Below are 12,208 nucleotides of genomic sequence, written 5' to 3' on the forward strand. Positions count from 1 at the left end.
GCACGACGATGCGGCGAAAACTGACGGTGGGTATGCGCCTTGGCTTGCTGGTCGGGGTGCTGGTGATGATGATGGCGGGCATCGGCTACGCCGGCATGCGCGGCATTGAGTTCAGCAATGCCCGCCTGAAAACAACCTATGAGGACCGGACGGTGGCATTGATCTACCTTGGCAAGGTCAATGAATACATGCTGCGCACCCGCCACCGCATGGTGATGACCGCCGCGGCCGCCAGCCCGGCCGAGGTGGAGGCAGCCCAGCAGGGCGATGCCTCGCACCAGGAGTTGATCCGCAAGAACTGGAGCGCGTACATGGCTACCTCGCTGACGCAGCAGGAGCAGCAGCTGGCGGCGCAGTACACGGTAGCCTGGAGCGGCTGGCAGAACATGCGCAGCGCCATCATCCAGAAGGCGCGCGCCGGCAAGCATAAGGATGCGCTGGAGGATGCGCGCGGCGCCGACGTGCAGTTTCGCGCCGTGCTGGCAGCCATGGGCAAACTGATCGACTTGCAGGAGCGGGTAGCGCGCGAAGAATACGAGTCGGCCATGGCGCAGGCCAAGGCCACCATGCGCACCAACGCCATGCTGTTGGGCGGCGGCCTGCTGGCGGGCATCGTGCTGTCGGTGTGGATGATACGGGGCCTGTTGCGCCAACTGGGCGGCGAGCCGGATTACGCGGCCCACATCGTGCAGGAGGTCGCCGAGGGCAACCTGGCAGTGCAAATCAAGCTGCGGAAAGGGGACAAGGCCAGCCTGCTCGCGTCCATGAAACAGATGGTCGACAAGCTGTCCGGCGTCGCCTCGGAAGTGAGCAACGGTGCGCTGGCGCTTGCAGCGGCGTCGGAGCAAGTCAGCGCCACGGCGCAATCCCTGTCGCAGGCGGCCAGCCAGCAAGCGGCCAGCGTGGAGGAAACCAGCGCTTCGGTGGAAGAAATGAGCGCCTCCATCGGCCAGAACACGGACAATGCGCGCCTGACCGACACTACTGCCTCCAGGGCGGCTGGCGAGGCGGGAGAAAGCGGCGAGGCGGTGCGCAGCACGGTGAGCGCCATGCGCGATATCGCCAAACGCATCGTGATCATTGACGATATCGCTTACCAGACCAATTTGCTGGCGCTGAATGCCGCCATCGAAGCGGCGCGCGCCGGCGAGCATGGGCGGGGCTTTGCCGTTGTCGCGGCGGAAGTGCGCAAGCTGGCGGAGCGCAGCCAGGTGGCGGCGCAGGAAATCGGCGACCTGGCCAGCGGCAGCGTACAGGTGGCGGAACGGGCCGGCGGCCTGCTCGACGCCATGGTGCCGGCCATCCAGCAGACTTCGCGCCTGGTGCAGGAAATCGCCGCCGCTTCGATCGAACAGGCGACGGGGGTGGGCCAGATCAACATGGCAATGGGGCAGTTGAACCAGTCGACGCAGCAGAATGCCGCCGGAGCGGAGGAGCTGGCGTCCACCGCAGAAGAAATGAGCAGCCAGGCGGAGGAGTTGCAGCAGCTGGTGCGCTTCTTCCGCGTCGCCCATGACGAAGCGCCGCGCCGCACTGTTGAGACGAAGCCCCCGGCCGGCCAGCGGGCACCGCAGCGCCGGCTGGCGCGGGTGCCGCCGCTGGATGAAAGCAACTTCACGCGATTCTGAGGGCAGGGCATGGAAGCAGAACACCAGTACTTGAGTTTCCGCCTTGGCGAGGAAACGTTCGGGCTGGGGATCCTCGGCGTGCGCGAGATCATCGAGTACGGCGGCGTGACCGACGTGCCGATGATGCCGTCCTGCGTGCGCGGCGTGATCAACCTGCGTGGCGCCGTGGTGCCGGTGCTGGACCTGGCCGCGCGCTTCGGGCGCGCCCCGTGCACAACAGGACGGCGGAGCTGCATCGTCATCGTCGAATGCGGGCAGGCGCCGGAGCAGCAGGTGCTTGGCCTGCTGGTCGACGCGGTGAATGCGGTGCTCGACATCGACGCAGGGCAAATCGAACCTGCGCCCGGCTTCGGAGCGGGGCTGCGCAACGACTTCATCACTGGCATCGGCAAAGTCGATGGTAAATTCGTCATCCTGGTCAACCTGGAGGCCGTGCTGAACGTGCCGGAGATCGCCGCAATGGCGGGAGATGTGAATTGATGCAGACAGTTGCTCCCCTGACGGATCGCGAATTCGTGCAATTCCAGCGCTTCATCCACGAAGCGGCCGGGATTTCGCTGTCGGAGGCCAAGAAGCCGCTGGTGTCGGGACGCCTCGCCAAGCGCCTGCAGCACCTGCAGTTCGATAGCTACGGCTCCTATTTCGCGTTCATCGCCAGCGGAACGGCGCCGGAGGAAACCCAGATCGCGATCGACCTCCTGACCACCAATGAGACTTACTTCTTCCGCGAAGCCCGCCATTTCGAGCATTTGCGCACCGTGCTGAAGGAACGCCGGCAGGACGGGGCGCCGTTCCGGGTCTGGAGCGCAGCCTGCTCCACAGGGGAGGAGCCGTATTCGATCGCCATGGTGCTGGCCGACCTGCTGCCGCCACAAGGCTGGGAGGTGCTCGCTTCCGACGTCAGCGCGCGCGTGCTGGAGACGGCGCGCCGGGGCCACTACCCGATGACGCGCGCCGCCCATGTTCCGCCGGAATACCTGCGCCGCTTCTGCCTGAAGGGCATCGACGTCGAAGACGGTACGCTTCTTGTTTCACGCGTGCTGCGCGAATGCGTGGAATTCGCCCAGATCAACCTGAATGCGGCGCGCCTGCCGGCGCTGGGCAGGTTCGAGGTGGTATTCCTGCGCAATGTGCTGATCTACTTTGACGGCGAAACCAAGCGGCGCGTGGTGCTGCGCGTGCTCGATTACCTGCGCCCGGGCGGCTACCTGTACATCGGCCACTCAGAGAGCCTGCACGATATGGGGCTGCCGGTACGCGGCGTTTCCCCGGCAATTTATTGCAAGGAATGAGATGAAAACGGGCGCCGGCTTCGAGGTCTACCTGCTGCCCGGCGAGTACTTCGTCGGCGATGCGCGTTACCGCATCCGTACCGTGCTGGGCTCCTGCGTGTCGATCACCTTGTGGCACCGGCCCTTGCGCATCGGCGCCATGTCGCACTTCCTGCTGTCGGAGCGCGAAGCGGGGGCGGACGGCGAGCCGGAAGCTGGCTTGAGCGGCCGCTATGGCAAGGACGCGATGACGTTGATGGTGGCCCAGCTCAAGGAGCGCGGCGTGCCCGCGCGGGAATGCGAGGCGAAGGTATTCGGCGGCGGCACCATGTTTCCATCGATCGAAGCGGGCCGGCAAATGGGAATCGGGCACCGCAACGGTGTCGCGGCGGAAAAGCTGTTGGCTGAGTACGGCATTCCCGTGGTGTCGGAAAGCCTGTTCGGCACGGGCCACCGGCATATCCTGTTCGACGTGGCCACCGGCGATGTCTGGGTGCGCCAGGGAGAGCTGGCGGAAAAGGGCGAGGCATGAAGCAGATCAAGGTCATGGTGGTGGACGATTCGGCCGTGGTGCGGCAAGTGCTGAGCGGCCTGCTCGGCCGCGAGCCGGACATGCAGGTCACGCACGCCGTGGCCGACCCGATCCTGGCCGGGGAGCGCATGCGCCTGCAGTGGCCGGATGTGGTGGTGCTGGATGTCGAAATGCCGCGCATGGATGGCATCACCTTCCTGCGCAAGATCATGGCCGAACGCCCGACGCCGGTTGTCATCTGCTCCTCGCTGACGGAGAAGAGCACCCGCATATCGATGGAGGCGCTGGCTGCCGGCGCCGTTGCGGTAGTCGGCAAGCCCCGGCTGGACCTGCGCCAGTCGCCGCACGAGGGCTGCGACGATCTGGTAGCTGCGGTGCGCAGCGCGGCCCAGGCCAGGCTGCAAGCTCTTCCCGCCGTCCGCCTGTCGGCGCCGCCCCAGGTACCGCCGGCCAAGCTGAGCGCGGACGCTATCCTGTCCCCGATGGGCGAGCGAGAACTGCCCGCGCGTGGCAATGGGCGCGTCGTGGCCCTCGGCACGTCGACCGGCGGCACGCAAGCGCTGGAACGCGTATTGAGCGAGCTTACGCCGGCTGCGCCGGGCATCGTCATCGTGCAGCACATGCCGGAACAGTTCACCGCTGCTTTCGCCGAGCGCCTGGACGGCCTGTGCCAGATCGAGGTCAGGGAAGCTCGCAATAACGACCCCGTGCGTCCGGGCCAAGCATTGATTGCTCCAGGCGGCCGCCATATGCTGCTGCGGCGCGGGCCATCCCAATACTTCGTCGAAGTGGTCGATGGACCGTTGGTTAACCGTCACCGACCCTCGGTCGACGTGCTATTCAGGTCCGTGGCAAAGTGTGCCGGCGCGAGTGCGCTCGGCATTATCATGACCGGAATGGGCGACGATGGCGCTGTCGGCCTGCTGGAAATGCGCCAGGCCGGCGCCCGCACGCTGGCGCAGGACGAACAGAGTTGCGTGGTTTACGGCATGCCGCGGGAAGCGGTGAAGCGCGGCGCGGCGGAGCGCAGTGTCGCGCTGGATGCAATAAGCCGCGAAATCCTGCAATATGGAGGTGTCGAACGGAGGGCGAATGAAGGACTTTAGCGCAAGCACGGCCTTGATCGTCGAGGACAGCGCAGTGCAACGCGAGCACGTAGCAGCGTTGCTGCGCCAGATTGGCTTCGGCACTGTCCTGGTCGCGAACGACGGGATCAATGCCTTGCTCACGCTGGAGCAGCGCGCCGCCCCGGTGGACCTGGTATTGACGGACCTCGACATGCCTGGCATGGACGGCGTGGAGTTGATCCAGCAACTGGCCAAGCGGCGTTGGGCGGCCAACCTGATCGCCGCATCGGCCAACCAGCCGCGCCTGATGGAAGCGGCAAGCAGCCTGCCTGCAGGCAGTGCGATGCGCCTGCTGTCCACCATGCCCAAGCCGGTGCGGCTGGAAGCGCTGCAGGCACTGCTGCACGACGCATCGATGCTGGCGCTGGCCGAGCTGGAACAGGACGTCGCGCCGGAAGTTCCCAACTTCATGGAGATTGAGGCCGGCCTGGCGGCCGGAGAATTCATATCTTTATATGCGCCGCGCGTCGCCCTCGATAGCGGCCGGATGGTGGGCATCGCGGTGCAGGGCACTTGGCGCCGCCCGGGGCGTACTGCAATCGATGTCGCCCGCCTGCTTCCTGCGCTGGCGGGCGACAGTGAAACCATCGGCGCCATCTTGCTGGCGCTGGCAACCCAGTCCGCAGCAGACTTGCACGGTTGGCAGGAAATGGGGCTGTCAGCGATCAAGCTGTCGCTTCCGCTGCCGGCCGAACTCCTGGAAGACCTGGGAGAGCTGGGGCGGCTGGTGGCCGGCATCCAGGCGCAGGACGTCAAGCCGGGCAGCGTTTGCTGGGAGATTAGCGAGGCGGTGATTGCAGCCTGTGAGCCGGAAGCGCTGCACAATATAGGCCGCCTTAGCTTGCGCGGCTACGGCGTCGGGGCAGTCCACTGCGGGCGCTATGAGGCAAAAACGCGCGACTTTGCCTGCTTCCCGCTGGCGGAGATTTCGATCGACCCCTTGTTCGTGCACGAGGCGGCGCAGCGCAGCCATCGCAGGCCGTTGTTCGAGGGCCTGCTGGCCATGGCCGGCAAGCTTGGCGTGCCGGCTTGCGCCGACGGCATCGAAAACGTCGAAGACTGGGCGCTCATGAGGGAGATGGGCTGCAGCACTGGACAAGGCCCGTTGATTGCCGCCCCGATGGAGGGAGGCGAATTCGTCGAGTGGTACAAGGACAGCCGCCAGCGATTGCGCGACTGCGCGGGCCATCATCTCAGTGACGCGGCGCCTCCAGCGGCAGGGACAGGGTAAAGCAGGTACCGCAGCCCTCCTCGCTGCGTACGGTAATCCGTCCGCCCAGGATGTCGGAGACGATACTGTGCACGATATGCAGGCCGAGGCCTGAACCGCCGACGCCCATCTTGGTGGTAAAGAAGGGATCGAAGATGCGTTCCTGGTTGCTGGCGCTGATGCCGTTGCCGTTATCGCGCACGTGCAGCGCAATCCAGTCGGCCTTCTCATACTCAGCCACCAGTTCCACCTTGCCCTCGCTGCGGCCATCAAAGGCATGCATGATGGCGTTGTTGACCAGGTTGGCGATTACCTGGCCGAGCGGGCCGGGGTAGCTGTCCATCATCAGCTCGTCCGGGACGGACTGCACGACCTCGAACGGGGTGCGCCTGATCGATGGCAGCAGGGTCAATACATTCCCTGAAACGACTTCCGACAGCAGGAAGGTGCGGCGCTGGGTGCTGGTCTGGTCCACCGCCACTTGCTTGAAGTTGGTGACCAGGTCGGCGGCACGTTGCAGGTTGCGCATCAGGATCTCGGTCGTGGTGCAGGCATTATCCAGATAGCCGACCAGTTCCGAGCGCCGCATGTTTTCGCCCTTGTTGAAGTGCTCGCGAATATCCCCTGTTTGCGCCTCGAAGGTGCTTGCCACCATCAGGCTGTTGCCGATCGGCGTATTCAGTTCATGTGCAATGCCGGCAACCAGGGAACCAAGTGCCGCCAGTTTTTCATGGTGCACCAGGTCTTCCTGGGCCCGCGCCAGCGATTGGTAAGCCTGCTTCAACTCATTATTCGCGCGGCGCAGCGCAATGTGGGTATTGATGCGGGCCAGGACTTCTTCGACCTGGAAAGGCTTGGTGATGTAATCGACGCCGCCAACTGCGAAGCCGCTGACAATCTGTTTGGCGTCGCTGAGGCCCGTCATGAAGATGACCGGCACGTCTCGCGTATCGGCATCGGCCTTCAGGCGGCGGCATGCCTCGAAGCCATCCAGGCCAGGCATCACAATATCCAGGAGGATGAGGTCAGGTTCGGCCAGTGCCGCCCGCATCATGCCTTCGCGCGCATCGTGCGCCAGCACGACCAGGAAACCATGGTGGCTCAGGTGGTCGAGCAGGGCGAGCAGCAGGGTGGGCGAATCGTCGACGACCAGGACTGTTGGCGGGCGTGGCTGAGCTTGTTTAGATGGCATTCCAAACCTTTTTCACGTGTGGCCCTTGTCAGAGTGAATCTGGCTTGCTATAGTTCTGTCCCTCGCAACGCAGCGCTGACAAATCAGCGAAGCGAAACGAGAAAAAGATGGGGTTGACGAGTTGCACGCTGTACCGCATAATCTCGCTTCTCTGCTGCTGACAAACACAACGCTTTGTCAACGATAAGGCAGCGATCTTTAAAAATCAACAGTCGATAAGTGTGGGCGTTTGACGATATGCCCGGACCTTCGGGTCCGATGCTCAAAATATACGTTATAACGCTCGCAAAAAATAAACGTAAATCTCGAAAGAGATTTCGTCAGTATTTTGAGTGAGTGACCTGCCGCAGAAATGCGGCAAAAACAGAGATTGAACTGAAGAGTTTGATCCTGGCTCAGATTGAACGCTGGCGGCATGCTTTACACATGCAAGTCGAACGGCAGCGCGGGCTTCGGCCTGGCGGCGAGTGGCGAACGGGTGAGTAATATATCGGAACGTACCCAAGAGTGGGGGATAACGTAGCGAAAGTTACGCTAATACCGCATACGATCTAAGGATGAAAGCAGGGGACCGCAAGGCCTTGTGCTCCTGGAGCGGCCGATATCTGATTAGCTAGTTGGTGAGGTAAAGGCTCACCAAGGCAACGATCAGTAGCTGGTCTGAGAGGACGACCAGCCACACTGGAACTGAGACACGGTCCAGACTCCTACGGGAGGCAGCAGTGGGGAATTTTGGACAATGGGGGCAACCCTGATCCAGCAATGCCGCGTGAGTGAAGAAGGCCTTCGGGTTGTAAAGCTCTTTTGTCAGGGAAGAAAAGGTCGTGGCTAATATCCACGACTGCTGACGGTACCTGAAGAATAAGCACCGGCTAACTACGTGCCAGCAGCCGCGGTAATACGTAGGGTGCAAGCGTTAATCGGAATTACTGGGCGTAAAGCGTGCGCAGGCGGTTTCGTAAGTCTGTCGTGAAATCCCCGGGCTTAACCTGGGAATGGCGATGGAGACTGCGAGGCTAGAGTTTGGCAGAGGGGGGTAGAATTCCACGTGTAGCAGTGAAATGCGTAGAGATGTGGAGGAACACCGATGGCGAAGGCAGCCCCCTGGGTCAAAACTGACGCTCATGCACGAAAGCGTGGGGAGCAAACAGGATTAGATACCCTGGTAGTCCACGCCCTAAACGATGTCTACTAGTTGTTGGGTCTTAATTGACTTAGTAACGCAGCTAACGCGTGAAGTAGACCGCCTGGGGAGTACGGTCGCAAGATTAAAACTCAAAGGAATTGACGGGGACCCGCACAAGCGGTGGATGATGTGGATTAATTCGATGCAACGCGAAAAACCTTACCTACCCTTGACATGGCAGGAATCCTGGAGAGATCTGGGAGTGCTCGAAAGAGAACCTGCACACAGGTGCTGCATGGCTGTCGTCAGCTCGTGTCGTGAGATGTTGGGTTAAGTCCCGCAACGAGCGCAACCCTTGTCATTAGTTGCTACGCAAGAGCACTCTAATGAGACTGCCGGTGACAAACCGGAGGAAGGTGGGGATGACGTCAAGTCCTCATGGCCCTTATGGGTAGGGCTTCACACGTCATACAATGGTACATACAGAGGGCCGCCAACCCGCGAGGGGGAGCTAATCCCAGAAAGTGTATCGTAGTCCGGATTGTAGTCTGCAACTCGACTACATGAAGTTGGAATCGCTAGTAATCGCGGATCAGCATGTCGCGGTGAATACGTTCCCGGGTCTTGTACACACCGCCCGTCACACCATGGGAGCGGGTTTTACCAGAAGTAGGTAGCTTAACCGCAAGGAGGGCGCTTACCACGGTAGGATTCGTGACTGGGGTGAAGTCGTAACAAGGTAGCCGTATCGGAAGGTGCGGCTGGATCACCTCCTTTCTAGAGTCGGCATCAGACTCAAACGTTCACACTTATCGACTGTTGTTAGGTACTGGTCAAACGTAAGCCTTCGGGTTTAGGTTTGAGTAGTAACGTTCTTTAACAATCTGGAAGAAGTAAAAGTTTTATTAAGCGATATCGAAAGATATTACTTAGGGTAGTAGTAAAACTCATCAAACACAGTAGTAAGTGCTTGAACCTGTAGCCGTCAAGGTTATAGGGACAAGTGAATAAGTGCACATGGCGGATGCCTTGGCGATTACAGGCGATGAAGGACGTAGAAGTCTGCGATAAGCTTCGGGGAGCTGACAAACAAGCTTTGATCCGAAGATTTCCGAATGGGGAAACCCGGCCTTATAGGTCATCACTCACTGAATACATAGGTGTGTGAAGCGAACGCGGCGAACTGAAACATCTAAGTAGCTGCAGGAAAAGAAATCAACCGAGATTCCCAAAGTAGTGGCGAGCGAAATGGGAAGAGCCTGTACGTGATAGTCGTTCTGATAGTGGAATCCTCTGGAAATAGGAGCCATAGCGGGTGATAGCCCCGTACACGAAATCAGAGCGGTGGTACTAAGCGTACGACAAGTAGGGCGGGACACGAGAAATCCTGTCTGAACATGGGGGGACCATCCTCCAAGGCTAAATACTCGTAATCGACCGATAGTGAACCAGTACCGTGAGGGAAAGGCGAAAAGAACCCCGGGAGGGGAGTGAAATAGATCCTGAAACCGTGTGCATACAAACAGTCGGAGCCTCGTAAGGGGTGACGGCGTACCTTTTGTATAATGGGTCAGCGACTTACATTCAGTGGCGAGGTTAACCAGATAGGGGAGCCGTAGAGAAATCGAGTCCGAACAGGGCGCCAGTCGCTGGGTGTAGACCCGAAACCAAGTGATCTATCCATGGCCAGGTTGAAGGTGCGGTAACACGCACTGGAGGACCGAACCCACTAATGTTGAAAAATTAGGGGATGAGCTGTGGATAGGGGTGAAAGGCTAAACAAACTTGGAAATAGCTGGTTCTCTCCGAAAACTATTTAGGTAGTGCCTCAAGTATCACCGACGGGGGTAGAGCACTGTTATGGCTAGGGGGTCATCGCGACTTACCAAACCATTGCAAACTCCGAATACCGTTGAGTGCGAGCTTGGGAGACAGACATCGGGTGCTAACGTCCGGTGTCAAGAGGGAAACAACCCAGACCGCCAGCTAAGGTCCCAAAGATTGGCTAAGTGGAAAACGAAGTGGGAAGGCTAAAACAGTCAGGATGTTGGCTTAGAAGCAGCCATCATTTAAAGAAAGCGTAATAGCTCACTGATCGAGTCGTCCTGCGCGGAAGATGTAACGGGGCTAAGCCAGTCACCGAAGCTGCGGATATCCGCAAGGATATGGTAGGAGAGCGTTCTGTAAGCCTGCGAAGGTGTCTTGTAAAGGATGCTGGAGGTATCAGAAGTGCGAATGCTGACATGAGTAGCGATAATGCGGGTGAAAAGCCCGCACGCCGTAAGCCCAAGGTTTCCTGTTCAACGTTCATCGGAGCAGGGTGAGTCGGCCCCTAAGGCGAGGCAGAGATGCGTAGCTGATGGGAAGCAGGTTAATATTCCTGCACCGTCGTATGATGCGATGGGGGGACGGATCGCGGAAGGTTGTCTGCCTGTTGGAATAGGCAGTTCCTGGTTCATAGAAGGCGCTTAGGCAAATCCGGGCGCGTAATTCAAGGGACTGGGACGAGCGAGCTTGCTCGCGAAGCAATCGGAAGTGGTTCCAAGAAAAGCCTCTAAGCTTCAGTCATACGAGACCGTACCGCAAACCGACACAGGTGGGCGAGATGAGTATTCTAAGGCGCTTGAGAGAACTCGGGAGAAGGAACTCGGCAAATTGGTACCGTAACTTCGGGATAAGGTACGCCTCGGTAGCTTGACCACTTTACTGTGGAAGGGCGAAAAGGTTGCAATAAACTGGTGGCTGCGACTGTTTAATAAAAACACAGCACTCTGCAAACACGAAAGTGGACGTATAGGGTGTGACGCCTGCCCGGTGCTGGAAGATTAAATGATGGGGTGCAAGCTCTTGATTGAAGTCCCAGTAAACGGCGGCCGTAACTATAACGGTCCTAAGGTAGCGAAATTCCTTGTCGGGTAAGTTCCGACCTGCACGAATGGCGTAACGATGGCCACACTGTCTCCTCCCGAGACTCAGCGAAGTTGAAGTGTTTGTGATGATGCAATCTACCCGCGGCTAGACGGAAAGACCCCATGAACCTTTACTGTAGCTTTGCATTGGACTTTGAACCAATCTGTGTAGGATAGGTGGGAGGCTTTGAAGTAGGGACGCCAGTTCCTATGGAGCCATCCTTGAAATACCACCCTGGTTTGTTTGAGGTTCTAACCTTGGTCCGTAATCCGGATCGGGGACAGTGCATGGTAGGCAGTTTGACTGGGGCGGTCTCCTCCCAAACGGTAACGGAGGAGTTCGAAGGTACGCTAGGTACGGTCGGACATCGTGCTAATAGTGCAATGGCATAAGCGTGCTTAACTGCGAGACCGACAAGTCGAGCAGGTACGAAAGTAGGACATAGTGATCCGGTGGTTCTGTATGGAAGGGCCATCGCTCAACGGATAAAAGGTACTCTGGGGATAACAGGCTGATTCCTCCCAAGAGTTCATATCGACGGGGGAGTTTGGCACCTCGATGTCGGCTCATCACATCCTGGGGCTGTAGCCGGTCCCAAGGGTATGGCTGTTCGCCATTTAAAGTGGTACGTGAGCTGGGTTTAAAACGTCGTGAGACAGTTTGGTCCCTATCTGCCGTGGGCGTTGGAAATTTGAAGGGGGCTGCTCCTAGTACGAGAGGACCGGAGTGGACGAACCTCTGGTGTACCGGTTGTCACGCCAGTGGCATTGCCGGGTAGCTAAGTTCGGAAGAGATAACCGCTGAAAGCATCTAAGCGGGAAACTTGCCTTAAGATGAGATTTCCCGGAGCCTTGAGCTCCTTGAAGGGTCGTTCGAGACCAGGACGTTGATAGGTCAGGTGTGGAAGTGCAGTAATGCATTAAGCTAACTGATACTAATTGCCCGTACGGCTTGTCCCTATAACCTTGACGGTTATGTAGCATTTACACAGTGTTTGAGAACCCTACCCCCACTTTACTTCTTCCACGATTGTTGACAAGTCATGCCTGATGACCATAGCAAGTCGGTCCCACCCCTTCCCATCCCGAACAGGACCGTGAAACGACTCTGCGCCGATGATAGTGCTGCAACCAGTGTGAAAGTAGGTTATCGTCAGGCTCTTATTAGAAAAGCCCGCCCGGCATGAATGCCGGCGGGCTTTTTGCATTATGA

Annotated in this window: 7 protein-coding genes and 3 rRNA genes; 9 read left to right on the forward strand and 1 reads right to left on the reverse strand. The window is 59.2% G+C overall.

The window, feature by feature from the left end; all coding sequences use genetic code 11:
• The first annotated feature begins 8 nt into the window (after positions 1-8).
• The 6 genes from ACN9MU_RS06185 to ACN9MU_RS06210 are packed head-to-tail and all read left to right on the forward strand — an operon-like array spanning position 9 to position 5,789.
• Positions 9-1,628, forward strand: a complete 1,620-nt coding sequence (locus ACN9MU_RS06185) for a methyl-accepting chemotaxis protein (RefSeq protein ID WP_426168480.1) — start codon at positions 9-11, stop codon at positions 1,626-1,628.
• A gap of 9 nt (positions 1,629-1,637) precedes the next feature.
• Complete coding sequence (locus tag ACN9MU_RS06190) at positions 1,638-2,108, forward strand: chemotaxis protein CheW (protein WP_426168482.1); 471 nt, start codon at positions 1,638-1,640, stop codon at positions 2,106-2,108.
• Complete coding sequence (locus ACN9MU_RS06195; RefSeq protein WP_426172117.1) at positions 2,108-2,920, forward strand: CheR family methyltransferase; 813 nt, start codon at positions 2,108-2,110, stop codon at positions 2,918-2,920. The genes ACN9MU_RS06190 and ACN9MU_RS06195 overlap by 1 nt, the downstream gene beginning before the upstream one ends.
• 1 nt (position 2,921) lies before the next feature.
• Entirely contained in the window at positions 2,922-3,431 is a 510-nt protein-coding gene (locus tag ACN9MU_RS06200; protein WP_426321152.1) for a chemotaxis protein CheD, read from the forward strand.
• A complete protein-coding gene (locus ACN9MU_RS06205; RefSeq protein WP_426168486.1) occupies positions 3,428-4,537 on the forward strand; it encodes a protein-glutamate methylesterase/protein-glutamine glutaminase in 1,110 nt (369 codons plus the stop codon). Before ACN9MU_RS06200 ends, ACN9MU_RS06205 begins: the two co-directional genes overlap by 4 nt.
• Positions 4,524-5,789, forward strand: coding sequence for an EAL domain-containing protein (locus tag ACN9MU_RS06210; protein ID WP_426344307.1), 1,266 nt, complete (start codon positions 4,524-4,526; stop codon positions 5,787-5,789). The genes ACN9MU_RS06205 and ACN9MU_RS06210 overlap by 14 nt, the downstream gene beginning before the upstream one ends.
• Here ACN9MU_RS06210 and ACN9MU_RS06215 read toward each other — a convergent pair.
• Entirely contained in the window at positions 5,752-6,960 is a 1,209-nt protein-coding gene (locus tag ACN9MU_RS06215; RefSeq protein ID WP_426321154.1) for a hybrid sensor histidine kinase/response regulator, read from the reverse strand. The two genes, ACN9MU_RS06210 and ACN9MU_RS06215, sit on opposite strands and share 38 nt — an antisense overlap.
• Positions 6,961-7,332: 372 nt before the next feature.
• On the opposite strand from ACN9MU_RS06215, the gene ACN9MU_RS06220 reads away from it, so the two are divergent.
• From ACN9MU_RS06220 to rrf, 3 genes are all read left to right on the forward strand, one after another.
• Positions 7,333-8,863 (forward strand): 16S ribosomal RNA (locus tag ACN9MU_RS06220).
• Between the two features lie 220 nt (positions 8,864-9,083).
• Positions 9,084-11,955 (forward strand): 23S ribosomal RNA (locus ACN9MU_RS06225).
• A gap of 86 nt (positions 11,956-12,041) precedes the next feature.
• Positions 12,042-12,154, forward strand: a 5S ribosomal RNA gene (gene rrf, locus ACN9MU_RS06230).
• The 16S, 23S and 5S rRNA genes sit together here, the layout of an rRNA operon.
• Positions 12,155-12,208: the final 54 nt, after the last annotated feature.

Origin of the sequence: Pseudoduganella sp. R-32 (genome assembly GCF_049913245.1) — a bacterium.
GTDB lineage: Bacteria > Pseudomonadota > Gammaproteobacteria > Burkholderiales > Burkholderiaceae_D > Rugamonas.